This is a genomic window from Sphingosinicella sp. SM1-17 (assembly GCF_056821765.1).
Genome location: NZ_JBPDIO010000001.1, coordinates 1,368,772 through 1,394,132 on the forward strand (window position 1 = coordinate 1,368,772; position 25,361 = coordinate 1,394,132).

Here is a 25,361-nt window from a genome sequence, read left to right on the forward strand (position 1 = left end):
TGATTTACCATTCTGAACTCATCATTTCACCCTCACTGAAAGCGAGCGGGAGCCGCCTGAAAGCGCACTAGGCGCTGGCGGCCGAGCAAGACGGGGAGGCGAGCGACCCTGGGTGCATCCTGCACCCGCCGGGCCAGCCCACCGCACTTATAAACGGGATGAGATGATCCGATCGGTTCGTGCCGCGGGCTTTGCCGCGGCTGCCTTCATCATTGCGGTTGCTGCAAATGGGGATCCACTTCAGGCTTGGCAGGGCGACTCAGCCCCGACGGCGCACTATCTCGACCACGGCATGGCCGGTGGGGAGATCAGCAATCTCGGACTCAACGACGTCGACAATCTCGACGAAGCTGGCAGCGGCCGGCCGGGCCTGGTCCCGTCCGGCAATGCGGCGGACTTTGCCGAGCATCTGGTTGCGCTGGCGGACTCGGCGATGCCGCGACCGCGCGGGCTGGAAGAGCTGGTCGACACCTATGCCGACGTTCGGACCGAAGACGGTGAGCAGGATTGCCTGGCTAGCGCGGTCTATTTCGAAGCTCGCGGCGAACCGCTCGACGGCCAGCTTGCCGTCGCCGAAGTGGTTCTGAACCGGGCCCAGTCGGGTCGCTATCCGGCCACCATCTGCGGAGTCGTAACTCAACCCTGGCAATTCTCCTTCGTGAACGCCACCGGCCGAATTCCGCCCGCGAACCGCTCCTCGGAGGCCTGGCGCAAGGCGGTTGCGGTGGCCCGGATCGCTCAGGCGGAGGCGGCCCGCCTCCTGCCCCGCAACGTTCTCTGGTATCATGCCGACTATGTGTCGCCGAGCTGGGGTCGTCGGCTTGCCCGAAACTCCAAGATCGGGCTCCACATCTTCTACAGCTGAGGTCGGCGGGCGAGCGTTCGAAGCGTGATCGAGTAGCGCAAGCTTTCGACCGGCGGAATCGAATGCTCCCATTCGTTTCGTGCCGGGCCGCGTAGCAGATAGGCCGAGCGCGGCTGCGGACGAAGCGTGACCCGCTCCCATTGGCTGCCCGCTTTGCGACGAAAGCGGAGCGGCGCCGGCGACAGAAGCGATATTCCGATGACGTCGCCGAACACCGGCCGATCGCGATGCCAGCCCAGCCCTGCGCCCGGACCATATTCGATCAGCAAGGCATGCTCGATCGCCTCCGGGTCAAGGCCCGCAAATCCTGCGGCTTTCGCACGGACCGGCAGAAGCCAGTCGGGGAACGGCTCGGCGGGCGAAAGCCCGCTTCCATCGAAGCGATAGGCCCAGCCGAACGACACCGTCTGCCTTTTCCCGACGAATCCCTGGAACTCGAATGGGCGGAAGGGAAGTTCGGCCATCCGCGCAATCAGCGCCTGCTCTTCTGCCTCGCTGATCAGGTCGGGCCGATAGACCAGGCCTTCAGGCTCGAGCGAAGCACCTTCGAACAGGTCGCCCTGGATCATCAGCTGGGAACAACGAGGGAGAGAAGGCCGGGGCGCTCGATCTCGACACTCGGCTGATCTGGAAGCGCCCATTGCACGGGATCGAGGCCGCAGCTTTCGAGAAAGGCGTTGGCTCGCGAGAAATGCCGGCAGCCGAAGAATCCGCCATGGGCCGATAAGGGCGAAGGATGGGGCGCTTTCAGCACGAGGTGTTGCCCGCCTTTGTCCACGGAGTCGACGAACGCTGCCTTCTTCTGCGCATAGCTGCCCCAGAGCATGAAGACGACGGGTTCAGCCCTGGCGTTGACGGCGCGAATCACGGCATCGGTGAATCTTTCCCAACCGCGCTCACGGTGAGAGGCCGCCCGGCCCTTTTCCACCGTAAGGACGCTGTTGAGCAGAAGCACGCCCTGGGACGCCCAGGCTTCGAGGCAGCCATGGCGGGGGGGAGGCAGGCTGAGGTCGCTTCGCAATTCCTTGAAGATGTTGACGAGCGAGGGTGGAATCGGGACTCCGTGCGGCACGGAGAAGCACAGGCCGTGAGCCTGGCCGATCCCATGGTAGGGATCCTGCCCCAGAATGACGATCCGGACCTGATCCAACGGCGTCTGGTCCAGAGCTCGAAACCAGTCGCGGCCCTTGGGCAAGATGCACTTGCCCGCCGACTTTTCGGCGATCAGGAAGGCCCTCAGCTGCTGCATGTAGGGACTGGCAAATTCGTCCCTCAGCGGTTCCAGCCAGCTCGGGTGGAGCCGGATCCGGTTCGACATCGCGATCAGCGACGCCGCTGTTGCGCCCGCCACTGCCGGACGGCGGCGAGCGTGTTGGCCACGTGGTTGCGCCAGTCCGGATCGGAATAGGCGTAGATGATCCGTCCGTTCGGCGCGATCACGTAGGACGTCCGGTTGCTCAGCGGCGATCCTTCGCGCAGTCGGACATCAAACGCTTCGATCGTCGCCGGGCTTGCAGTCGCCACCGGGAAGGCGTTGCGGCAAGCCTCGACCGAGAAACGGCGAAGAGTGTCGTAGTCATCGGCAGACAGGCCCACCACACGGGCTCCGGCGCGACGAAAGTCCCTCGAGGCTTCGGAAAAGGCTCGAGCTTCGAGCGTACAGCCTTCCGTGAAAGCGCGAGGGAAGAAGTAGAGCACGACAGGCCCATTCCGGAGCAGCGCGCGAAGATTCATCTCGAACGGTTGCCCGGCGAGCGCACCGCGCGTGCTGAAATCCGGCGCCAGTGCGCCTTCGGGAAGTGCCGCCCCGGCACCGGCCGAGGCGATCGCCACTCCAATGGCAATGACGGGTGCGAACAGGCGCATTGGGATCCCCCTGGAAGTCGAAGGCAGGATAGACCGGAAGGCCAATCTCGACCAGCCTCAACCCGCCCGAGCGAAGGTCTGGTGAGAGGTCCGCCCGCTTGAGCCTCCGCCGATCAGCTTCCGCAATCGCGGCAGCCGGCTTCGGTGTCGAGCTCGATCTGAAGGGTGACATGGCCTATCCCGAAACGGCGTCGCATCATCTGCTTCGCCTCCTCGAGGAACCGGTTGCCCGGGTGGGCGCCGGCGACGACGAGATGGGCCGTCATCACCGTGTCGGTGGTGCCCATTGGCCAGATGTGGAGATCGTGAACGGCGGAAACTCCGGGCATCTTTGCCAGCGCCGCTTCCACCTCTTCCGGCTCGATCCCTTCAGGGACGGCGCCAAGGAACATCATCACCGACTGCTTGAGCAGCCCCCAGGTGTTCCAGAAGATGATGGCGGCAATGACCAGGCTGAGCGCCGGGTCGATCCAGTCGTACCCGGTGAGGAGGATGAGCAGGCCGGCAGCGACGACGCCGGCGGAAACCCCGGCATCGGCGGCCATGTGGAGATAGGCTCCGCGAATGTTGAGATCGCCCTTGCGTCCGCGCGCGAACAGCATGGCGGTGGCGAGGTTGACGACCACCCCCGCCGCCGCAACCAGGATCATGACTTGGCCCGGCGCCTGCGGCGGATCGGCGAAACGTTCGATCGCTTCCCAGGCGATGGCGCCCAGCGCGACCAGCAGAAGCAGCGCGTTGCCGAGCGACGCGAGAATGGTGGCACCGCGATAGCCATAAGTGAAGCGGCGAGTCGGGGGCCGTTTGGAGAGGCCGGCGCCGACCCAGGCGACGGCAAGACCGATCACGTCCGAGAAATTGTGCCCGGCATCGGCGAGCAGGGCCATGGAATCGAAGATCAGCCCCGCGGCCGCCTCGATGGCGACGAACAGGCTGTTCAGCAGGATTCCGATGGCGAAGGCCCTGCCGAAATCGGCCGGTCCATGGCTATGGCCATGGTGGCCGTGATGGTGATGATGTGCGCCCATCCAGGGACCGACTAACGCAACTCGCCCGGGTGATGCTAGGACATGCGCTTGCGCTCCGGCTCATCGAGGGACTAGGCGCGTGCCATGGATCCAAGCCTCGCCGTCTCAGCCATCGCTCACCAGATCGAGCTGGCGGTTGCGCCGGTTTTCCTGCTCGCTGGAGTCGGAGCGATTCTCAACGTCCTGGCCCACCGGCTCGCGCGTGTCGTCGATCGTGCCCGTCATCTCGCTGACGCGGGGCAATCGCTCGACGACGCCGAGCGCCACCTGGCGGAGCAGGAGCTCCGGCTGCTCGCCCGAAGGATGAAAGCGGCCAATCTCGCGATCGGTTGCTGTACGGCCAGCGCGCTGTTCGTCTGTATCGTCGTCGCGATCCTGTTCATTGCCGGCCCAACCCAGCTCGGCGTGGCGCGACTGATTTCCTGGCTGTTCATCGCCGCGATGGGCCTGCTGATCGCCGGACTCGTCCTGTTCCTGCACGAGGTGCAACTGGCGATGCGCAGCCTGCGCATCCGCCACACCTGGGCCGCCCGCTAGCCGGTCCGCTGCTTCGAGCTAGGCCGGCTCGGCCGGAACGTCGCTGCGTCCCTCGATCTGGAGAGTGTCGCTTTCCGGTTCGGTGAATTCGCCGCCAGCCCCGCCGAAGGCGGCAGCGAGCTGGGCTGGAGTGACACTGCGTTCCCAGCGCGCAACGACGATCGTCGCGACGGCATTGCCGACAAAGTTGGTGAGCGCCCGGCACTCGCTCATGAACCGGTCGATCCCCAGGATCAGGGCCATTCCGGCCACGGGAACCGACGGCACCACCGAAAGGGTCGCAGCGAGCACGATGAACCCTGATCCGGTCACTCCTGCCGCCCCCTTTGACGAGATGATCGCCACGGCCATCAGCAGGAGCTGGTCGGCGAGGCTGAGTTCGGTGTTGGTCGCCTGGGCGATGAACAAGGCTGCCAGCGACATATAGATATTGGTGCCGTCCAAGTTGAAGGAATAGCCCGTGGGCACGACCAGGCCGACGATTGGCTTGGGGCAGCCGGCGCGTTCGAGCTTTTCCATCAGCAGCGGCATCGCGCTTTCGGAACTTGAGGTGCCGAGCACCAGGAACAGCTCAGCCTTGATGTAGCGGACAAGCCCGAGCAGCGAGAAGCCGGCCGCCTTGGCGACCAATCCCAGGACCAGGACCACGAACAGCAAGGACGTGACGTAGAAGGTGGCGATCAGTCCGGCGAGATTGGCGAGCGTTCCGATGCCATATTGCCCGATCGTGAAGGCCATGGCCCCGAACGCGCCGATCGGTGCCAGATACATCAGCATGTGGACCATTCGGAACACGACGGCCGTGACGACCCTGAGGCTCGACAACAGTCCAGTGCCGCGCTCGCCGATCAGAGCGAGCGCGACTCCGAACAGGATCGCAACGAACAGCACCTGCAAGATCTCGCCCGAGGTAAAGGCACTGAAGGCGGTATCGGGAATGATGTGGAGGATGAACTCCGTGACCGTGCGTCCCTGAGCCTGGGTCACATAGCCGGCGACCGCTCCTGTATCGAGTGTCGCCGGATCGACGTTCAGCCCATCTCCGGGCCGGGCGACATTGCCGACGACGAGCCCGACGGCCAGCGCCAGGGTGGAGAAGAGAAGGAAATAGGCCATTGCCTTGGCGCCGACCCGGCCGAACGCCTTGAGGTCGGCCATTCCGGCAATCCCGGTCACGACGGTGAGGAAGATTACCGGGCTGATGATCATCTTCACCAGCTTGATGAAGCCGTCGCCAAGGGGCTTCAGCGCCCGGCCGAATTCAGGATAGAGCCAGCCGATCAGAACGCCCAGGGCGATACCGACCAGCACCTGGAAATAGAGCGTTCGCCAGAACGGCCGTTCCGCTTGACCCATTGTTCCTCCCCTTGCGTCAGGTGATAGGCGCCGCGAGCACGGCTGTCAGGACGCATTTTCCGCGCGGTTGCGAATCCGGCGGGCGAGGTCCATTGAGCGCCCATGCTTTCTCAACGCACGCGGTATACAATCCGGGCGCTGCTCCACCTCGCCGACCGCTATGGGGAGGGGCCGGTCCAGCTCGCGGAAATCGCCGAGAAGCAGAACTTGCCACCGAAGTTCCTCACCGTGATCCTGTCGCAGATGCGGCGGGCGGGACTGGTCGAGACCTTGCGTGGGCGGGAAGGCGGCTACTGGCTTGCTCGCCCGCCCTCCGAGATCACCTATGGCCAGATCGTCCGGCTCACCCGCGGATCGCTCGGGCTTCTGCCATGCGCGAGCCGGCTGTCGCATCAGCCCTGCCGCAACTGCATCGGCGAGGAGAAATGCCGGCTTCACCGGGCAATGCTGCTCGTCAGAGACGAGACGGCCCGGATCCTGGACGGACTGAGCCTCGCCGATCAGGTCGAGGTCGAGCCCCTCTCCGAAATCGTCCAGTCCTGAGCGTGTCTCACGTCGCGATCGTCGGCGCAGGAGCCTCGGGGACCATCCAGGCGCTCCACCTGCTCGACCAGGGTGTCGGCCGGGTCAGCTTGATCGAACGGGAGCGAGTGCCCGGCCGCGGCACCGCTTATGGTACCCGCCGACCGGAGCATTTGCTCAACGTCACCGCCCGTCTAATGATTGTCTGGCCCCAGGATCCGGATCACTTCGCCCGCTGGTGGAAGGAACGTTTCGGCGGCGACCCCGAGGATTATCCCCCGCGGATGCTGTTCGGGGACTATCTGGCCGAGCAACTGGATCGCGAACGCGCAAGGATCGACATCGTCGCGGGAGAAGCGGTCGGGATCGAGCGTTCCGGCGAAGGTGAGCAAGTGGCGCTGAGCGACGGCCGCAGAGTTTCGGCGGATTCAGCCGTGCTGGCGCTGGGCAATCTTCGCCCCGCCTTGCTTTCCGAGCTTGCCTCCGTCGACCTTGATGGAATCCTCGTCGACGATCCCTGGTTCGGCGATCTCGCCGATGAGCTGAGACCGGAGGACACGGTTCTGCTGGTCGGGACGGCACTTACTGCCGTCGATGCCGCTCTGACCCTGGACGCCAGCGGATTCCGGGGAAGGATCGTCGCCTTGTCGCGCCGAGGCCTGCTCCCGCGGCCGCACCTCGGTAGGGAGCCCGTGGCGGGCCAGGGGGGGGAACTGCCGGGTGACCCGCTGAAGCTTCTCCGCCATGTTCGCCGGCGAGCCGAGCTTATCGGCTGGCGCGAAGCGGTCCAGGAGGTTCGACCCGTGACCCCGCAGCTCTGGAGCGGAGCGCCGATCGAGCAACGGCGGCGCTTCATCCGTCACCTGAGGCCCTGGTGGGACGTGCACCGCCATCGGATCGCTCCGGCGGTGGCGGAACGGATCGAAGCGATGCGGCAAGAGGGGCGTCTCACGCTTCTTTCCGGAAGAATTCGGTCGGCCAGGAGGGCAGGGGGGACCGCCGAAATCGCCTGGAGCCCGCGGGGCCGCTCCGAGATCGAGACCATGCAGGTCCGCCGGATTGTGAATTGCAGCGGCCCGGATCTCGACATCGCCCGAACTGGCGATCCGCTGCTCGACGCCTTGATCGCTTCAGGGCGGATCCGGCCGGACGTCTGCCGGCTGGGAATCGATGTCGACCCTCGAAGCCGGATCATCGGCGCCGACGGCACTGCCAGCCCCACCTTGACCGCGATTGGCCCAATGACTCGCGGCGCCTTTTGGGAGAGCATCGCCGTTCCGGAAATCGCCTTTCAGGCGCAGTCGGTGGCGAAGCGGATCGGCGGAGCCTCCGGCTAGATCACGATCCGGAACAGCGCGCCGCCTTGCTTCCCCTCGCCAATGCTGATCGACCCGCGATGAGCGAGCACGACCTGTCTGGCGAGGCTGAGGCCCACTCCGGTTCCTTTCGCCTTGGTGGTGAAGAAGGGCAGAAAAATGTCCTGCCTTAGCGCCTCTGGCACGCCCGGACCGTTGTCCTCGACCTCGATCTGGGCCTTGCCCGATCGGGTGCGGGTGAAAGTCAGAGTCACGCGCGGTTTCTCGGCGTGTTCAAGCGCCGCATCGGCAGCATTGCGAAGCAGGTTGATCAGCACCTGGCTCATCAGGTCCGGATCCGCCTCGATCCTGGTCGAGTCCTCCGCAACGATGACCTCGAAAGCCACGCCCTCGGCTTGGTCGTCGGCGAGAAAGAGTGCCTCCAGTTCCTCCCCCCAGGCGACGACGTCGATCAGCCGGCGCCTCACTTCGGGAGCGCGGCTTATCTGGCGGTAGCTCTCGACGAAATGCATGACTCCGTCGGCACGGCGCGCAAGCGTCTCGACCGCCGCCCGCGCATCGGCAATCGCAGGATCGCAGCCTTTGTCGGCTTCGCGCATCAGCCCGACGGCGCTGTGGGCAAGCGAAGTCACCGGGGTCATCGAATTCATGATCTCGTGGGTGAGTACGCGGATGAGATCGCTTTGCGCTGCGATTTCGATCGCGTTGAGTTCGCCCTGGATCGGCTGCACCGCAACCACCCTGACGAAGCCGCCGAGCCGGTGAACCACGGCTGCACTGACCAGCATCGTCTGCGGCACGCCGTCGATGAGCAGCGGCACAAGCCGCGGCCGATTGACCACGCCGCCCTCCAAGGCCCTCGCGAAAGCGTCTCCATATTCTCGGAAGTCCTGAATTCTTACGCCCTTGTGCCGCATCAGCAGCCGGCGCGCCGCCTTGTTCGAAAGCTCGACCTTTCCCTGTCCATCGACCGTGAGCAGGGCCGTTGGCGCATCGTCGAGCACCGCCTCGTAGAACCGGTTGGCATCGATCAGCTTGTGCTTCTCGTCGCGCATTCGCTTGATGGAATCGTCGAGGACCTTGCCGAGTTCGGCGAAGCCGCTGCCGTCGAAGCGATGGCCGAACCCCTGGCTGAAATCGGCGAAGCGAACCGCATCGATGAACCGCGCCAGCTCCATGTTGGTAAGTTGGATATGCCGCCACAGCAGAAAGGCGCTGCCGAGGACGAGCAGCCCGGCCACGATCCGGGCGGCGCCTAGCCCCTCGACCGAAAGGGACTGAGCGAAGGCAAAGGCCATGAGCAGCAGCAAGCCGAGCCGCCAGGCCAAACCGATGACGAATCGCCCGCCGACGCGCACCTACAGGAACTCCCCGGCCGGGACCTCTCCGATCACAAGCCGTGCTTTTCCATGCGGCGGTAGAGCGAGGCTCGGGTCAGGCCCAGCTCGGCTGCGGCCAGCGAGATATTGTAGCTGTGCTTCTTCAGAGCCGCCTCGACCATCTGCTTTTCGGCCTTCTCCAGATTCAGATCATCCCGCGGTTGATCGGCCGGAAGAGGCGCTGGTGCGGCTCGGGCCGCGGAGGTCCGCGAAAGCGAGAAATCCTCCAACGAAAACGAGTCCCCATCGGCAAGGATCACCGCTCGCTCGGCGGCGTGGCGGAGGGCCCGGACGTTGCCCGGCCAATCATAGTTCGCGAGCGCTCGAGCGACCTCCGAGGGGACCTCCCGGACCGGCTTGCCATACTTCCTCGAATAAACCGCGATGAAATGATCCACGAGGATCGGAATGTCCTCCCGCCTTTCCCGCAACGGCGGAATCTCGATCTCGACCGTATTGAGACGGAAGAGGAGGTCTTGGCGGAACCGGTTTTCGTCCGCCAGTTGATCGGCCGGGCAGTTCGTCGCGGCGATCACGCGCACATCGACCGCCACGGGTCGATTGCCACCGACGGGCACCACCTGCCTCTGCTCCAGCGCGGTCAGCAGCTTGGGCTGGAGGTGGAGAGGAAGATTTCCAATCTCGTCGAGGAACAGCGTACCACCATGCGCCGCCTGGATTCGGCCGATCCGATCGCCGCGAGCGTCGGTGAAGGCGCCCTTCACATGGCCGAACAGCTCGGATTCGAAGAGCGTCTCGGCGACGGCTCCGAGATCAACCGAAACAAGCACGTCCTCCGCTCGCCGCGACCGGCGGTGAAGCTCCCGGGCGACGAGTTCCTTGCCGGTCCCGTTTTCGCCGAGGATGAGAACATTCGCCTCGGTCGGCGCCGCACGCTCGATCAGGGAGTAAAGGCGAGCCACTGCCGGCGAGCGGCCGAGCAGGAGCGGTTCGCCGCCGGCTGCGGGCGCCGAGACGGCAGCGGCGCGCTTGCGCTCGGTCGACGCTTCCTCGCGCGAGGAGCGAAGGGCCGCAGCCGTTCGCACCGTCGCCAGCAATCGCTCGTTCGACCAGGGCTTGGACACGAAGTCGGTGGCCCCGCGCTTCATCGCTTCCACTGCAACGGCTACGCCCGCATGGGCGGTGATCATCACCACCACTGCCTGGGGGTCGCGCTTCAGGATTTCGGTCAGCCAGTGGAATCCCTCGGCGGCATTGGTGGCGCCGCGCCCGAAATTGGCATCGAGCAGGACGACATCGGGAAGTTCCTGCTCCATTGTCGCGATAGCCGCTTCGGGCGACTGGAATTCGGCGACCTCGCGGAACAGGTCGCGCAGCAGCAAGCGCGCCGACAACAGGATGTCGGGATCATCGTCGATGATGATGCAGCGCCCAAAGCGCGTTTGGTGATTCACTTGGCCCTCCCGAACTGTTCGATAGGTCACAATCAAAATGCGTGCCAGTGTCCGAAAACGGCGTTCGCGGCCGGACAATCCTGTTCGGAAGCGGACAGTCTTTCCACTCTTCTTCAGCGGGCGATGACTGCCGAAATTGGCGGAATCTAGCCATTCTTGGAGTTTGGCACGGCTCGTGCTGAACCTTGGCAGCAGGGGTTCACTCAAGTTCAGGAGTTGGGGACATGGAAAAGATCGAAGCGATGGCTTTCACCGTCGGATTCATCCTTACCGGCTTCCTTTCGCTCGCGGCGCTGCCGCTTGCTTGAGGGTCGTCGGGTGTGCGGCGGCGGACAGTGAGTGTCCGAAAGCGGACACCCGCGGCCGCTCATCATCATCGGGAAAGAAGTGAATGAGTGTCGTGAGAATTGCGAAGGCTGAAGCGAGGCCCGAGAGCGGCGGCGGCATGGACCGGGTCGTCGAGCGGAAGGGCTTGTCCAGGCAGGTGAAGATCGGCCTCGGCGCGGCCGGTATCCTGCTTCTCGTGCTTCTCTTCTACTTCTTTGCGCCTTCTTCGAACAGTCAGACCATCGATTCTTCCCGAGTGACGATTTCGACGGTGGAGCGCGGCCGTTTCGACGATTTCCTGCCACTGCGCGCACGAGTCGAGCCGCTCGTCACCGTCTACTTGGACGCGGTCGAAGGCGGTCGGGTCGAGCAGGTGATGGTCGAAGACGGCGCCATGGTCCAGCAGGGGCAGATGCTGGCGGTGCTTTCCAATTCCGACCTCCAGCTCAATGTCCTGGCCCGCCAGACCGAGGTTACCCAGCAGATCAACTCGATGCGAAGCCAGGAACTGGCCCTTTCGCAGACTCGCCTCGCCAACGAGCGCGCGGTGATCGAGGCCGAGCTCGCCGTCCAGACCGCCCGTCGGCAATATGAAACCCAGCGGCCGCTTGCCGAGCGCGGGTTCGTTCCCGCCCGGCAGCTCGCCGACAGTCGCGATGCCTATGACGCGGCCCGCAATCGTCTGGCGGTCCTTCGCCGCACTCAGGCGAATGACGAAAGGCTGCAGTCGAACCAGCTTGCGCAGCTTCGCGCTTCGGCCATGTCGCTGAACCAAAGTCTCGAACTCGCCCGAGCAAGTCTCGATTCGCTCAACCTTCGGGCGCCCGTCACCGGGCAGCTGACGGCCTTCTCGATTCAGGTCGGACAGTCCTTCAATCGCGGCGAACGGCTTGGCCAGATCGACAGCGCCGGCCGCAACAAGCTTCGCGCGCAGGTCGACGAATTCTATCTCGGACGAGTCACCGAGGGCCAGGTCGCTGCCGCCGAAGTCGGTGGACGGCCGTTCCGCATGCGCGTCAGCAAGATCTACCCGCAGGTCCGCAACGGAGCCTTCGAGATCGACCTTCAGTTCATCGGACAGGAGCCGGCCGACCTCCAGCGAGGCCAAACGGTGCAGATCCGGCTGACCCTGGGGGATCCCGCGCCGGCGCTGCTGATCCCCAATGGGGCCTTCTACAACGAGACGGGCGGCAACTGGGTGTTCGTGGTCACGCCCGACGGAAGCAGCGCGGTCAAGCGCCAGGTCCGGCTCGGCCGCCGCAATGCCGATTTCATCGAAGTGCTCGAAGGGCTCGACCCGGGCGAGCGAGTCATCACCTCTCCTTATACGGGTTTTGCCGAACGCGATCGGCTGAGCCTCAGTGGGCAATGAAGGGAGCCGAATATGCTGAGCATGCGTGAAGTTTCGCGGGTCTACCGCACCGACACGGTCGAGACGACAGCGCTCGACGGGATTTTCCTGGACGTGGCCGATGGCGAGTTCGTCGCGATCATGGGCCCGTCCGGCTGCGGCAAGTCGACCCTTCTCAACGTCATCGGCATGCTCGACAGCCCGACCAGCGGCTCCTACGTGTTCAACGGAACCGAGGTCGCCGGCCTCAGCGAATCCAAGCTCGCCGATTTCCGCAAACGGAACATCGGCTTCATCTTTCAAAGTTTCAATCTCGTCGACGAGCTTTCGGTCCGCGAGAATGTCGAGCTAGCGCTGCTCTACCACAATGTCCCCGCGGCAGAGCGGCGCGCCCGGGTCGACGAGGTGATGGACAAGGTGGGTATCGCTCACCGCGCCAAGCACCGCCCGTCCCAATTGTCAGGCGGTCAGCAGCAGCGTGTCGCCGTCGCCCGGGCACTCGTCGCATCGCCGAATCTGATCCTGGCCGACGAGCCGACCGGCAATCTCGACACGGCTCATGGCGAAGAAGTGATGAAGATGCTTCAGGCGCTCAATGCCGAGGGTTCCACCATCGTGATGGTGACGCACTCGCCCGCCCATGCCGATTATGCCGGGCGGGTCGTCAACATGCTCGACGGACGGATCCTCGTCGAGCATCGGCGGGCCGCCTGATGCGCCTGGCACTTCTCCTCTGCTCGGCGCTTGCCGCCGTCCCCGGATCGGCGGCGGGCGCTCAGGCGCGCGAGCAGGGCACCGTGATCATGTCCGAGAATGAGGGCGAGCGGCGGTTTCAGGAACAATGGGGATTTTCGGACGCGGTCATCGTCGGGGACACCATCTATCTTTCGGGCGTGGTGGTCGGACAGCGTGAGGGCGAGAGCCTCGAGAGCGCCTACGATCGGACTTACCGTCGCATCGGCGAGATCCTCCGCCGCGCCGGAGCGAGCTGGGACGATGTCGTCGACATCACCAGCTACCATACTGACGTAACGGCCCAGATGGACGCCATCGTCGCCGCCCATCGTCGACACGTGCGGGCGCCGTTCCCGGCCTGGACTGCGATCGACGTCGATCGCCTGATCCCGGAGCGGGGGATTACCGAAATCAAGATCATCGCCCGTCGCCCGACGGCGACGGCAGCGAACTAGAAGGGGGAGGCCTCGGATGTGGCGCAACTATGTAACGGTCGGGCTTCGCACCCTGATGAAGAACCGCACCTACGCCTTCATCAACATCTTCGGCCTCGCCATCGGTCTCGCCGCCTGTCTGATGCTCCTGATCTACGTGAACTACGAGCGCAGCTACGACGAGTGGCTGCCCGGGTCGCAGAATGTCTATCAGGTTCAATCCGAGTGGACCAACACCGAGACCGGCGAAGTCAATCCCGGACAGATGTCCGCCTATGTCGTCGGTACCGCGCTTCGGAAGGATTTTCCGCAGATAGAATCCTCGGTCTACGCCCTCTCGACTTCCCCAGTGGTGATGCGCGACGGCCAGGCACTCCCGACCGACGAGGTCATCTTCGTCGACAATCTGTTCTTCGACGTCCTGGAGCTTCCGCTCCTTCGAGGTGATCCGCGCACGGCTCTGCGCGAACCCGGCTCCATCGTTCTCACCGAAAGTGAGGCGAGAAGGTTTTTTGGCGACTCCAATCCGATCGGCCAGACCCTGACCCTGATCGCCCGTGGCCAGAGCATCGATCACCGCGTAACCGCGGTGATGCGGGATCTGCCGCGCAATTCGCACATGCGCCTCAACATGGTCGCCCGCTTCGATCCGGCGAGCTATTTTGCCGAGACTCCGGATTTCCTGACGCAATGGGGCTGGCAGTCGGGTTGGAACTATGTCCGGCTTCGGGAAGGCACCGACGGCGCCTCCATCAATGCCCGGCTCCCGCAATGGGAGGAGCGCAATATCCCGGACCAGAGGTTCGGGGACCAGACTCTGAACCAGGGCGACATTGGCGATTGGCGGCTGGTCAACATTCGCGACGTGCACCTTGGCGAGGCGGTTTCGGGCGCGATGAGCCCGAACAATGACGATCGGACGATCCTCACCTTTACCATCGTCGCCTTTCTCATCCTCGGCATGGCCTGCATCAACTTCACGAACCTCGCGACCGCCCGGGCGAGCCAGCGCGCCCGCGAAGTGGCCCTGCGCAAGGTGCTCGGCGCGAACCGCCAGCAACTGGTGGCGCAGTTCCTCGCCGAGTCGGTGCTCGTTTCCGGGCTCGCCATGCTGCTTGCACTGGCGTTGGTCGAGCTGCTTCTGCCCGCTCTCTCGAACTTCCTCGATGCCGATCTCGAGATGACCTATGTCGGCGCCGGCGGAATGCTTCTGCCGATCCTGCTTCTGACCCTGGTCGTCGGCGCGGCGGGCGGCCTCTACCCGGCCGTCTACCTTTCGCGCTTTCAGCCTGCCCAGGTTCTGAAGGCGAACAAGTCGACGGCCGAGGCGGCCGGCTCCGGCCGCTTGCGGAGCGCTCTCGTCATCGGCCAGTTCGCGGTCTCCATCGGGCTCATCATCTGTACGGCGGTCGTCTACGCCCAGACCGTCCATGCAAGGACGGCCGATCCCGGCTACAAGCGGGAGGGGATCCTCCAGGTCGACGAACTCGGCCGCCGTCAGCTGGAGGGCCGCCAGGAAGCCATTGCTCGAGAGATCGCACGGATCCCCGGCGTGCAGTCGGTTGGCCTCACCGGCATCGGGATTGCGACCCGCAACCAGAATACGACCGGGATCTCCATTCCGGGACGCGAACAGCCGGTAGGCGTCGGCAACTACACGATCGACGACGGCTTCTTCCGGGCAATGGGGATGGAGTTGATTGCCGGGCGCGAGCTGACCCGCAATCGGCCGATGGACGTGGATCCGCGCACATCCGCAAGCGACATCGAGGCCGACCGGGCCCTCGCTGCCCGCGGCATCAACGTCGTCATCAACGAACTTGCCGCTCGACGGATCGGCTTCACCAACCCGGGCGACGCAATTGGCCGGCAGTTCAACATGAGCCTCGCCGCCGAAGAAGCCGGCCTCGTGCCGATCACCATTGTCGGAGTCGTCAAGGACACCCGCTTCCGCTCGATACGCGAACCGCTCGAGCCGATCGTCTTCCGACTCGGCAACGGTATTGGCAACATGGTGGTCCGCTACGATTCGAGCGACCCCAATGCCGTCCGCTCGCGCATCGAGCAGACGTGGCGCCGGCTCGTCCCGGATGTACCTTTCAGCGCCCGCTTCAGCGAAGAGATCATCGCCGAGCTTTATGATGCCGAGGAATCGCGGGCCCAGGTCTTCGCCGGCTTTTCGCTCCTCGCGATCGTCATCGCCTGTCTTGGCCTGTTCGGGCTAGCCGCCTTCACGGCCGAACGGCGGACCAAGGAAATCGGCATCCGCAAGGTTCTGGGCGCCCGCACTCGCGACATCGTCCGACTGCTGGCCTGGCAATTTTCCAAGCCGATCCTGGTGGCGAACCTGATTGCCTGGCCGATCGCGTGGTGGGCGATGCGCGATTGGCTCAACACGTTCGATGCGCGGATCGACCTTGGCCCAGCGCCCTTCGTCACGGCGGGTCTTCTCGCCCTGGCGATCGCGATCGGGACCATCGCCGGGCACGCCTTCAGAGTGGCCCGAGCCAATCCGATCCACGCCCTTCGCTACGAATAAGGCGCTGACAAAAGGGGAAGAGTCATGTGGCGCAACTATCTGACCGTTGGCTTCCGATCGCTCATCAAGAGCCGGACCTACGCGTTCATCAACATGTTCGGTCTCGCCACCGGTCTCGCCGCCTGCCTGATGCTGATCGTCTACGTGCGCTACGAGCAGAGCTATGACGAATGGCTTCCCAACGCGGAAAATCTTTACCAGCTCCAAACCTTCTACGTCCCGGACGACAGCGGCGAGCCGCTGGAGATGCAGATGGCGTCCTACGCAGCCGGGCTCGCGCTCGAGCGGGATTTCCCCCAGGTCGAGAAGCGCGTCTACATGCTCGCCAGCTCACCGACCGTTATCCGCAACGGCGAAGCCTTCCGGGTCGAGGGCGGGCGAATGGTCGACGGCCCCTTCTTCGACATGATCCGAGTGCCCTTCGTCCACGGCAACCCGGAGACGGCGTTGAGCGACGTCGGCAGCGTCGCGCTTTCCCGCTCGGAAGCGGAGCGGATCTTCGGCAACGTCAATCCGGTCGGGCAAACGCTGTCGATCGACCTGAACGGCACCACGACCGACCATCGCGTCACCGGCGTATTCGAGGACCTGCCGAGTAACTCGCATCTCGACTTCAACATGCTCGTGCGGTTCGATCCGGCCGCCTACTTCTCCGACTCACCGACTTTCCTGACGGAATTCGGCTGGCAGTCGGGCTGGGTCTATGTCCAACTTCGTCCTGAATCGGATCCGGAGGCGATTCACGCCCAGATGCCGACCTGGGAGCGACGGAACATCCCCGACCAGACGGCTGGCGGAGTCACAACCAACCAGGGCGATGACCAGGATTATCGGCTCGCAAACGTCCGCGACATCCATCTCGGACGAGCGCAGGCCGCCGCGATGACGCCCGGCAACGATCGCAAGACCATTGTCACCTTCGCGGTGGTCGCTTTGCTGATCCTCGGGATGGCCTGCGTCAACTTCACCAATCTCGCAACCGCGCGGGCAAGTCAGCGGGCCCGTGAGGTGGCTCTGCGCAAGGTGCTGGGAGCCAGTCGGCGGCAACTGGTCGTTCAGTTCCTCAGCGAATCCGTCATCCTCGTGACTCTGTCCATGCTCGTCGCACTAGCTCTCGTGGAGTTGCTGCTCCCGCACCTGTCCAACTTTCTCGACGCCGATCTCAAAGTCGCTTATTTCGGTGCCGACGGCATATTGTTGCCGGTGCTTCTGCTCGTTCTTGTCGTCGGCGCGGCCGGCGGACTTTATCCGGCTTTCTACCTGTCGCGCTACCGCCCTGCCGAGGTGCTCCGGGCCAACAAATCGAGCGCAGAGCCGGCCGGATCAGGACGATTGCGCAACATTCTCGTCGTGGCCCAGTTTGCCGTGTCGATTGGCCTGATCATCTGTACCGCCGTCGTTTATGCCCAGACGGTCTATGCGCGAAATGCCGATCCTGGCTTTCGACGCGATGGACTGATTCAGCTCGACAATATCGGTGCTCGGAGACTCGCCGACCAGCGGGAGGCGATCGTTCGCGAAGTCGCCCGGCTTCCCGGAGTCACGGCTGCTTCGAGAACCGGAATCGGCATCAGCACTCCCAACACGATCACGACCGGAATCTTTGTTCCCGGACGCGAGGAGCCGGTGGACATCGGCAGCTACGCTGTCGATTCCCGCTTCTTCGAGACGATGGGCGTTGACCTCGTCGCCGGCCGCACCTTCGACGAAAACCGCCCTGGCGACGAAGCCACGATCGATCCGGCCGATAGCGAGAACAGCATTCGCGGGATCGTCGCTCGCGGAGTCAATGTGGTGATCAACGAACTTGCCGCTCGCCGGCTCGGCTTCGCCGACCCGCGGGAGGCGGTGGGCAAGCAGCTGCGCGCCTCGATCTACAACAGCGAGCAATATGGACTGACGCCGATCACGATCATCGGGGTGGTGAAGGATTCGCGCTTCCGCTCGGTGCGCAGCTCGCTCGAGCCGATCGTCTTCCGCTACAGCCGGGGCGGGCTGGGCTGGATGGTGGTCCGCTACGAGGATTCGGATCCCGCTCAGGTTCGCGAAGGACTGAGGCGCGTCTGGCGCCGCCTCGCCAGCGAGGTCCCCTTTGAAGCGAATTTCAGCGAGGACATCGTTGCTGAAATCTACGAAGCGGAAGAAGCGCGCGCGCAGACCTTCGCCGGCTTCGCTCTTCTGGCCGTGGTGATCGCCTGCCTCGGCCTGTTCGGGCTTGCCGCCTTCACGGCGGAGCGGCGGACGAAGGAGATCGGGATCCGCAAGGTGTTCGGCGCCCGTAGCCGGGACATCGTCCGGCTGCTCGCCTGGCAATTCTCGAAGCCGGTGATCATCGCCAACCTCATCGCCTGGCCGGCCGCATGGTGGGTGATGCGCGACTGGCTCAACAGCTTCGACGCTCGGATCGATCTCGGGCCGACGCCTTTCCTTTTCGCCGGGCTGCTTGCGTTGACGATCGCGATCGGAACCATCGCCGGGCATGCGATCAAGGTAGCGCGGTCCAATCCGATCCACGCGCTTCGATATGAGTGAGGCGTTGAAGGGCTGCGCTGCCTTTCGTCGAAGGCTGAAGCGGTTCGGCAGAATGCAGGTCCCATCCGGTGGCGCGGCTCGCCAGTCATGTTCCGCGAAGAGTGATGATTTACCAGGCTGTTATCGAGGCACTCATGACGGCCGCAACACCACCACCGTGCCGATGGGTTGCTCGCATCGGCGCTTCCAATTCGCTGATCTACAGGTAGGATCATGATTTCTTCCTTCATGCTTGCCGCCACCATAGTCTGCACCACAGGCATGCTCTGTTTCACCGGCCTTCGCGCCTGGCGTGGATGGCTCGAACTGCGCCGACTGGAGATTTCGCGGGGACGGGAAACTCCCGAAGACGCCGGCGTTCGGATCGAACTGGCCAGCGTTCGAGAGCGTCTCAAGAAGCTCGAGGCGATTGCCAGCGGAGTCGATCCCTGAGGCGGGCCGGGTCCGCCGTACCGATCCTGGTCGGCTTGCTCGACGCCGTCACTGCGCAGCGCGCGAGAGCAGCAGGAGAAAACGACTGGATCAGGATCCTTGTGGCGCTGTATCCCGTCACCGGGGCCTACTCTTTTCCGGTGAGTTGATGCTGACGAAGTTGTTCGATTCGGCGGGCGTGTCTTGCGGTGGGTCGCCGCCTCCAAACGTAAGCGGCGCTGGCTCTCTGCGACTGCTGAGGACCCGGACGGGAGTCGATCGTTGAAGCTTGGCTCGCGACTCGTCCTCGGCGCCGTCGCCGGGTTCGTTGGGACGATGGCGATGACTTCGGCCATGCGCCGTCTTCACAAGCGCCTTCCTGCCAGCGAGCGCTACCCGCTTACGCCGCGCGAGATCATCGATTCAGCCGCTGCGCCCCCTGACGAGCGGGCGCGGGACCTCACCCTTGCCGCGCATTTCCTCTATGGCGCCGCCTGCGGAGCCTTGCTTGCGGCGGCCAACCCTCGACCGGGAAAAGGGCAGGGCGCTGCCGCCGGTGCGATCGTCTGGTTGGGAAGCTATATGGGCTGGATCCCTGCGCTGGGCCTGCTCGAGCCCGCAACCGAACATCCGGCGCGCCGGAACGCGCTGATGATCACGGTGCATCTCGTCTGGGGAAGCGCCACCGCTACCGCCCTGAACGAACTTGCGGAGAGCCGCCAGTCGATCTTCGCGCAGGGCCCCGACCGCGATTCGCCGAACCGAGGGCGCGGTTAGGCCCCGGCTAGCTCAATCGACATGCTTGACGGCCGGAGGATCGCTGGCCGGGAAGCTCTCGTCGGAAGCCTCGTCGACCTGGCTCCACTCTCTTGGAGGGTCCCGCATCGCGTCGGGGCCGGCCGAGCGAAGGCCGCCGGAATGGCCGCCGGGGCCCAGCGCCTTTTCGCCCCGGCTCAGGGCTGCTCCGCTGCGAGTCTCGCCCTCGCCCGCCATCCACCACCGCCGGGTGGCCAGTGCGCCCGCAACTCCGGCAACAGCCGCGAGTCCGGCAGCGATAAAGGTTCGATTCCTGCTCCAGGCCATTCTCATACCCCTTCGTGCTGCAAGGTGGCGGGCTCTGCCGGGGGCAGACCCCCGCTTTCCGCCTGTGCCATCAGTTCGGCTTTGCGGGCGGCGAGTTGCTCGCCCAGAGCTTCCAGGTCCAGCTCAGCCGCTCGAGTCTGCTGGAACAGGTTCCCTTGCTGCTTCTCCTCTTCCTTTACATGATGTTCGACCAGCTCCTGGAGGACCTTGACCTTGGCGTCGTAAAATTCCTCGCTCGGCTCGGCGGCCTCCAGTTCGTTGACGAGCGCTTTGGCGCTGTCATGCTCCACAAAGGCCTCATCCAGGTCGGAATCCTCCACCTTTCCTCGGATCGCTGGATAATAGATCTCTTCCTCGATCATCGTGTGGATCTTGAGTTCGGTGCAGATCTGGCTGACGATCTTCTGCTTGTTCGTCGCCCCGCTCGCCTTCTGGAACTGCTCGAAAAGCTCCTCGACGCGCCGGTGGTCCTGGGCCAGAAGCTGAAGCCCGTTCATGGTCGCCTGCTCGGCCATTGCTGATCTCCTGATTGCGGCCGTGGAACAATCGGAGCGGGGCGCCGGTTCCGCGCCGGAGAAGGATTGGAGCCGGATTTTGAACGACACCGAGACGCTATCTCCCGTGCTTCCGGACGCGGTCGAGGAAGCCACCCGACGCCTTCTTGCCAAGGCCTGCGAGCGCGACCTGATACTCGCAACGGCGGAGAGCTGCACGGGCGGGATGCTTGCTTCCCTGCTCACCGATGTGCAGGGCGTCGCGCATGCCTTCGACCGCGGTTTCGTCACCTATTCCAACGCGGCCAAGAACGAGATGCTCGGCGTTCCCATGGAACTGATCGAAGCGAAAGGCGCCGTTTCCAGGGAGGTCGCTCTGGCCATGGCGGAAGGCGCCTTGCAGCGCTCGCGCGCCAATATCGCGGTGGCGATCACCGGCTTTGCCGACAAGGGGGAGGAGCCGGGCCTGGTCCATTTCGCCTGCGCCCGGGCCGGCCGTATAACCGCGCACCGGGAGGAACATCTCGGTCCGATAGGGCGAGGCGCCACCCGGATCGAGTGCATGCGGATTGCGGTCGAAATGATGACGGAGATGCTGTGATGGGGGAAGGGGGTTCATTTTCCTCGGGACCGTTGGTCAAGGCGCCCTTCGGAGCGATCCACGGTCACGGCTTCGTCCGGGTTGCCGCGGCGAGCCCCTGCGCCTCTTCCGGCGACGTGGCATACAATGTTGGCCAGACGATCACCCTTGCGCGCGAGGCTCACGAGCGAGGTGTCGATCTTGCCGTCTTCCCTGAGCTGAACATTTCTTCCTATGCGGTTGACGATCTCCACCTCCAGGACGCGTTTCTCGATGCGGTCGAACAGGGCATCGGACGGCTTGCTGCGGAAACGGCCGAACTCAGGACCGTGCTGGTGATCGGCGCCCCCCTGCGCCGCAACGGCCGGCTCTACAATTGTGGGGTCGCACTCTCCCGCGGGCGAATTCTTGGCGTCGTTCCGAAATGCTTCCTCCCGAACTATCGCGAATATTACGAGAAGCGCTGGTTCGCCTCGGGCATCGGCACCGAAGGGTTGAAGATCGCCGTGGCGGGACAGGTGGCGCCCTTCGGCCCGGATCAGATCTTCGCCGCCGAAGACCTGCCGGACTTCATCTTCCACATCGAAATTTGCGAGGATTACTGGGCGCCGCAGCCGCCCTCGACCAATGGCGCCCTCGCCGGCGCCCTGATCCTCACCAATCTTTCCGCTTCCAACATCACGATCGGCAAGGCCGACGAGCGCAAGCTGCTTTGCGCCGCCCAGGCGAGCCGCTGTCACGCGGCCTATGTCTATTCCGCCTCGGGGCCGGGGGAGAGCACGACCGACCTTGCCTGGGACGGGCAGGGCTCGATCTACGAACTGGGTGAGCTGCTGGCGGAAACCGGCCGCTTCGATCGTGCCAACGAACTCGCGGTCGCGGACATAGATGTTCAGCGGCTCAGGCTCGAACGGATGCGCAACGGCACGTTCAACGACAATGCTCGAGCGGCGGGTCACCCGGAAAAGGGCTTCCGGAGGATCGTCTTCGACCACCGGCCGGATTTCGCCGTTGTCGGGTTGGAGCGGCCGGTACGACGCTTCCCTTATGTCCCCAACCGGATCGAGCAGCTCGATCAGGATTGCTATGAAGCGTTCAACATCCAGGTCCAGGGTCTCGCGAAGCGCTTCCAGACGACGTCGGGCAAGCATCTCGTCATTGGCGTATCGGGCGGGCTCGATTCGACCCATGCCCTCATCGTTGCTGCCAAGACCTGCGACATGCTTGGCCTGCCGCGATCGACGATTCTCGGCTTCACCATGCCAGGCTTCGCCACCGGCGATGAGACCAAGAGCAATGCCTGGCGTCTGATGAAGGCGCTCGGGATCGTCGGCGAGGAGATCGACATCAAGCCGGCGGCGCGGCAGATGCTCGCCGACATGGACCATCCCTTCGCCCGGGGCGAAGCGGTCTACGACATAACTTTTGAGAATGTGCAGGCCGGCCTCAGGACCGACTATCTGTTCCGGCTCGCCAACCAGCGAGGCGGCTTCGTCGTCGGCACCGGCGATCTTTCGGAGATTGCGCTTGGCTGGTCGACTTACGGCGTCGGCGACCAGATGAGTCATTACGGCGTCAATGCCGGGGTTCCCAAGACGTTGATCCAGTATCTCGTCCGATGGGTGATCAAGACGGGCCAGTTCGACCGGGCGACCAACGAGGTTCTCCAGGCGATCCTCGACACCAAGATCTCGCCGGAGCTGGTTCCGGCGGACGAGAAGAGCGGCATTCAGTCGACCGAAGAGCGGATCGGGCCTTACGAGCTTCACGATTTCTTCCTGTTTCACATCCTTCGTCACGGGCAGCCGCCGTCAAAGGTGGCGTTTCTCGCTTGGCAGGCATGGAAGGATTCCGGTCAGGGCCTGTGGCCGTTCGACTATCCTGAAAGCCTCAAGCGCGAATATGATCTGCCGACGATCCGCAAATGGCTGGAGGTTTTCCTCTTCCGCTTCTTTCAGATCAGTCAGTTCAAGCGCTCCGCCATCCCCAATTCCCCCAAAGTCTCGGCCGGCGGTTCGCTCAGCCCCCGAGGCGATTGGCGCGCCCCTTCCGATGGCACCGCCGCACCCTGGCTGGACGAGCTCAGGGATCGGCTTGATTCGACCCACTGATCTGGATCAGGGAATAATTGCTGCACTGCGGGGAACCCGCCGCCGAGTCGCTACGTTGTCGAAATAGTCCTTCGGCTACAGGGGTTTCAGTGATCAAGTTTCAAGATGCCCTGCGGCCCCAGAGCCGCGTTCCCGCCCAGATTCCCTTCACCCTGATCTGCTTTTCGCATCTCAGGTGGAACTTCGTGTTCCAGAGGCCGCAGCATCTCATGAGTCGATTTGCGGCTGACCGGCGGGTCATTTTTTGGGAGGAGCCGGAGCCGGCCCTTCCGGACTGTGATCCGGCCCTGGGTGTGCGCACCTGCGCGGAAACCGGAGTGATCGTCGTGACGCCCTCACTTCCGGATGGCTTGGACGAGGCCGAGCAGGACCGGATCCTCAAGGGATTGCTCGATGGGTTCCTCGCCGGCGAGGAAGGGCCATTCGTCCGCTGGTACTACACGCCGATGATGCTGCCCTTTTCGCGGCACGTCCGATCGCTGGCGACGGTCTATGACTGCATGGACGAACTTGCCAATTTCCGCTTCGCGCCACCACGCCTGCTGCCGCTGGAGCAGGAATTGCTCGATCTTGCGGATGTCGTCTTCACCGGCGGATATTCGCTCTACGAGGCGAAGAAGGATCGTCATCCGAACATCCATCCCTTCCCTTCAAGCGTCGATCGGGCACATTTCGCGCAGGCGCGGTCCCCCGCCGGCGAAGCCGAGGACCAGCAAGCGCTGCCACGGCCGCGTTTCGGCTTCTACGGAGTCGTGGACGAGCGCATGGATCTTGCGCTGATCGAAGCGCTCGCGGACGCCCATCCCGAATGGTCGATCGTCATCGTCGGCCCGGTGGTGAAGATCGATCCCGCCGACCTGCCGCAAAGGCCCAACCTCCATTATCTCGGCGGCAAGACCTATGAGCAGCTGCCCCAATATCTCGGCGGCTGGGACGTCGCCCTGATGCCGTTCGCGATCAACGAGTCGACGAAGTTCATCAGCCCGACCAAGACACCCGAATATCTTGCCGGGGGGCGGCCGGTCGTTTCGACTCCGATCACCGACGTCATCCGTCACTATAGCGATCTCGACGCGGTGATCATCGCCGACGGTGCGGAGGCCTTCATCAAGGGCTGCGAGCAGGCTCTCGCTTTGACCCGCGACGGCGAGGAGTGGCTTTCCGAGGTCGATCTCAAGCTCGCCAATCTGAGCTGGGACATCACTTATGCTCGGATGGCCGGTCTCGTCCACGAGGCGGTCGCCGTTCCCAAGGCGGGTCCGAACATCGTCAAGGCGCACAACAAGAAGCGCTACGACTATCTGGTCGTGGGCGCCGGCTTTGCCGGCTCGGTCATCGCCGAGCGGCTGGCCAGCCAGCAGAACGCGCATGTGCTCGTCATCGACAAGCGCCCGCACGTCGCGGGCAACGCCTACGATCATCTCGACGAAGCAGGCGTCCTGATCCACCAGTACGGACCGCACATCTTCCACACCAACAGCGACGAGATCGTCGACTATCTTTCGCAGTTCACGCAGTGGCGGCCCTACGAGCATCGCGTGCTCGCCCATGTCCGCGACCAGCTCGTGCCGATCCCGATCAACCGGACGACCCTGAACAAGCTGTTCGGTCTGGACCTTCAGACCGACGAGGAGGCAGCCACCTATCTCGCCTCGCGGGCCGAGCCGGTGGCGGAGATCAGGACGTCGGAGGACGTCGTCATCAATGCCGTCGGCCGGGAGCTTTATGAGCTGTTCTTCCAGGGCTATACCCGCAAGCAGTGGGGGATCGACCCGAGCGGCCTCGACAAGGCGGTGACGGCTCGGATCCCGACCAGGACCAACACCGACGATCGCTATTTCGGCGACAAGCACCAGGTCATGCCGCGCGACGGCTATACGGCGATGTTCAACCGGATGCTCGATCACCCCAACATCGATGTGCTGCTGTCGACCGACTACAAGGACGTGATGGACGAGGTCGATGCCGGCCACATCGTCTATACCGGCCCGATCGACGAGTTCTTTGACTTCCGCTTCGGCAAGCTGCCCTATCGAAGCCTTCGCTTCGAGCACAAGGTGATCGACGAGGCGCAGTTCCAGCCGGTCGCGGTGGTGAATTATCCGGATCCTCAAGTCCCCTATACGAGGATCACCGAATACAAGCACCTGACCGGACAGCAGCATCCGAAGACGAGCGTCACCTACGAATATCCGTCGGCGGAAGGCGATCCCTATTATCCCATTCCGCGCGCCGAGAATCAGGCGCTGTTCAAGCGCTATGAAGCGCTTGCCGACGCGACTCCGAACGTCACCTTCGTCGGCCGATTGGCGACCTATCGCTACTATAATATGGACCAGGTCGTGGGGCAGGCGCTGGCCACCTTCCGGCGCCTGGAGGCTCGGCGCAAGGCGGAGGCGAGCAACAAGACCGACGTCTGGACGGAGGCGGCCGAATAGTCCCTCCCGGGCCAAGCCAGTCCTGAGAAGCCGAAGCGGCGC

General features: G+C 64.1%; 23 protein-coding genes. 14 read left to right on the forward strand and 9 right to left on the reverse strand.

Features of this window, described 5'->3' with window-relative positions; translation table 11 throughout:
• The first annotated feature begins 163 nt into the window (after window positions 1–163).
• Window positions 164–865, forward strand: coding sequence for a cell wall hydrolase (locus tag ACRYLT_RS06900; protein ID WP_482663351.1), 702 nt, complete (start codon window positions 164–166; stop codon window positions 863–865).
• On the opposite strand, the gene ACRYLT_RS06905 is transcribed toward ACRYLT_RS06900, so the two are convergent.
• The 4 genes from ACRYLT_RS06905 to ACRYLT_RS06920 all read right to left on the reverse strand — a co-directional run bounded on the left by ACRYLT_RS06905 (window position 856) and on the right by ACRYLT_RS06920 (window position 3,759).
• Window positions 856–1,434: an alpha-ketoglutarate-dependent dioxygenase AlkB gene (locus tag ACRYLT_RS06905; RefSeq protein WP_482663352.1), complete on the reverse strand. Its 579-nt coding sequence runs from the start codon at window positions 1,432–1,434 to the stop codon at window positions 856–858. The two genes, ACRYLT_RS06900 and ACRYLT_RS06905, sit on opposite strands and share 10 nt — an antisense overlap.
• Entirely contained in the window at window positions 1,434–2,183 is a 750-nt protein-coding gene (gene ung / locus ACRYLT_RS06910; protein WP_482665415.1) for a uracil-DNA glycosylase, read from the reverse strand. The genes ACRYLT_RS06905 and ung overlap by 1 nt, the downstream gene beginning before the upstream one ends.
• Before the next feature lie 5 nt (window positions 2,184–2,188).
• Window positions 2,189–2,731 (reverse strand): peroxiredoxin, encoded by a 543-nt coding sequence (locus ACRYLT_RS06915; RefSeq protein ID WP_482663353.1) that lies wholly within the window; start codon window positions 2,729–2,731, stop codon window positions 2,189–2,191.
• Window positions 2,732–2,844: 113 nt separating this feature from the next.
• The gene (locus ACRYLT_RS06920) at window positions 2,845–3,759 is read right to left on the reverse strand and encodes a cation diffusion facilitator family transporter (RefSeq protein WP_482663354.1); all 915 of its coding nucleotides are present in this window, start codon (window positions 3,757–3,759) and stop codon (window positions 2,845–2,847) included.
• Window positions 3,760–3,843: 84 nt separating this feature from the next.
• On the opposite strand from ACRYLT_RS06920, the gene ACRYLT_RS06925 reads away from it, so the two are divergent.
• Complete coding sequence (locus ACRYLT_RS06925) at window positions 3,844–4,296, forward strand: DUF2721 domain-containing protein (protein ID WP_482663355.1); 453 nt, start codon at window positions 3,844–3,846, stop codon at window positions 4,294–4,296.
• An 18-nt stretch (window positions 4,297–4,314) separates the two neighbouring features.
• On the opposite strand, the gene ACRYLT_RS06930 is transcribed toward ACRYLT_RS06925, so the two are convergent.
• The gene (locus ACRYLT_RS06930; protein ID WP_482663356.1) at window positions 4,315–5,652 is read right to left on the reverse strand and encodes a dicarboxylate/amino acid:cation symporter; all 1,338 of its coding nucleotides are present in this window, start codon (window positions 5,650–5,652) and stop codon (window positions 4,315–4,317) included.
• Window positions 5,653–5,754: 102 nt separating this feature from the next.
• Between ACRYLT_RS06930 and ACRYLT_RS06935 the strand changes: the two genes are divergently transcribed.
• Complete coding sequence (locus ACRYLT_RS06935) at window positions 5,755–6,195, forward strand: RrF2 family transcriptional regulator (RefSeq protein ID WP_482663357.1); 441 nt, start codon at window positions 5,755–5,757, stop codon at window positions 6,193–6,195.
• A 2-nt stretch (window positions 6,196–6,197) separates the two neighbouring features.
• On the forward strand, window positions 6,198–7,511 hold the full coding sequence (locus ACRYLT_RS06940) for an FAD/NAD(P)-binding protein (RefSeq protein WP_482663358.1): 1,314 nt from the start codon (window positions 6,198–6,200) through the stop codon (window positions 7,509–7,511).
• Here the strand turns inward: ACRYLT_RS06940 and ACRYLT_RS06945 are convergent.
• Window positions 7,508–8,848, reverse strand: coding sequence for a sensor histidine kinase (locus ACRYLT_RS06945; protein WP_482663359.1), 1,341 nt, complete (start codon window positions 8,846–8,848; stop codon window positions 7,508–7,510). The two genes, ACRYLT_RS06940 and ACRYLT_RS06945, sit on opposite strands and share 4 nt — an antisense overlap.
• 32 nt (window positions 8,849–8,880) lie before the next feature.
• Complete coding sequence (locus tag ACRYLT_RS06950) at window positions 8,881–10,284, reverse strand: sigma-54-dependent transcriptional regulator (protein ID WP_482663360.1); 1,404 nt, start codon at window positions 10,282–10,284, stop codon at window positions 8,881–8,883.
• A 391-nt stretch (window positions 10,285–10,675) separates the two neighbouring features.
• Here ACRYLT_RS06950 and ACRYLT_RS06955 point away from each other — a divergent pair, with 391 nt between their 5' ends.
• From ACRYLT_RS06955 to ACRYLT_RS06985, 7 genes are all read left to right on the forward strand, one after another.
• Entirely contained in the window at window positions 10,676–11,983 is a 1,308-nt protein-coding gene (locus ACRYLT_RS06955; RefSeq protein WP_482663361.1) for an efflux RND transporter periplasmic adaptor subunit, read from the forward strand.
• Between the two features lie 12 nt (window positions 11,984–11,995).
• Complete coding sequence (locus tag ACRYLT_RS06960) at window positions 11,996–12,676, forward strand: ABC transporter ATP-binding protein (RefSeq protein ID WP_482663362.1); 681 nt, start codon at window positions 11,996–11,998, stop codon at window positions 12,674–12,676.
• On the forward strand, window positions 12,676–13,152 hold the full coding sequence (locus tag ACRYLT_RS06965; RefSeq protein WP_482663363.1) for a Rid family hydrolase: 477 nt from the start codon (window positions 12,676–12,678) through the stop codon (window positions 13,150–13,152). The genes ACRYLT_RS06960 and ACRYLT_RS06965 overlap by 1 nt, the downstream gene beginning before the upstream one ends.
• Window positions 13,153–13,168: 16 nt before the next feature.
• Window positions 13,169–15,670 carry an ABC transporter permease gene (locus ACRYLT_RS06970; RefSeq protein WP_482663364.1) on the forward strand — a complete coding sequence of 834 codons (2,502 nt, stop codon included), beginning with the start codon at window positions 13,169–13,171 and terminating at the stop codon, window positions 15,668–15,670.
• 24 nt (window positions 15,671–15,694) lie between these two features.
• On the forward strand, window positions 15,695–18,202 hold the full coding sequence (locus ACRYLT_RS06975) for an ABC transporter permease (protein WP_482663365.1): 2,508 nt from the start codon (window positions 15,695–15,697) through the stop codon (window positions 18,200–18,202).
• A gap of 213 nt (window positions 18,203–18,415) precedes the next feature.
• A complete protein-coding gene (locus ACRYLT_RS06980) occupies window positions 18,416–18,634 on the forward strand; it encodes a hypothetical protein (protein ID WP_482663366.1) in 219 nt (72 codons plus the stop codon).
• A 261-nt stretch (window positions 18,635–18,895) separates the two neighbouring features.
• On the forward strand, window positions 18,896–19,390 hold the full coding sequence (locus tag ACRYLT_RS06985; protein ID WP_482663367.1) for a hypothetical protein: 495 nt from the start codon (window positions 18,896–18,898) through the stop codon (window positions 19,388–19,390).
• A gap of 12 nt (window positions 19,391–19,402) precedes the next feature.
• On the opposite strand, the gene ACRYLT_RS06990 is transcribed toward ACRYLT_RS06985, so the two are convergent.
• Entirely contained in the window at window positions 19,403–19,696 is a 294-nt protein-coding gene (locus tag ACRYLT_RS06990; RefSeq protein WP_482663368.1) for a hypothetical protein, read from the reverse strand.
• A 2-nt stretch (window positions 19,697–19,698) separates the two neighbouring features.
• Entirely contained in the window at window positions 19,699–20,211 is a 513-nt protein-coding gene (locus tag ACRYLT_RS06995; RefSeq protein WP_482663369.1) for a hemerythrin domain-containing protein, read from the reverse strand.
• Window positions 20,212–20,290: 79 nt separating this feature from the next.
• Between ACRYLT_RS06995 and ACRYLT_RS07000 the strand changes: the two genes are divergently transcribed.
• The 3 genes from ACRYLT_RS07000 to glf all read left to right on the forward strand — a co-directional run bounded on the left by ACRYLT_RS07000 (window position 20,291) and on the right by glf (window position 25,319).
• Window positions 20,291–20,791, forward strand: a complete 501-nt coding sequence (locus ACRYLT_RS07000; protein ID WP_482663370.1) for a CinA family protein — start codon at window positions 20,291–20,293, stop codon at window positions 20,789–20,791.
• Complete coding sequence (locus ACRYLT_RS07005) at window positions 20,791–22,881, forward strand: NAD(+) synthase (protein ID WP_482663371.1); 2,091 nt, start codon at window positions 20,791–20,793, stop codon at window positions 22,879–22,881. Before ACRYLT_RS07000 ends, ACRYLT_RS07005 begins: the two co-directional genes overlap by 1 nt.
• An 89-nt stretch (window positions 22,882–22,970) precedes the next feature.
• Window positions 22,971–25,319 carry a UDP-galactopyranose mutase gene (gene glf / locus ACRYLT_RS07010; RefSeq protein ID WP_482663372.1) on the forward strand — a complete coding sequence of 783 codons (2,349 nt, stop codon included), beginning with the start codon at window positions 22,971–22,973 and terminating at the stop codon, window positions 25,317–25,319.
• Window positions 25,320–25,361: the final 42 nt, after the last annotated feature.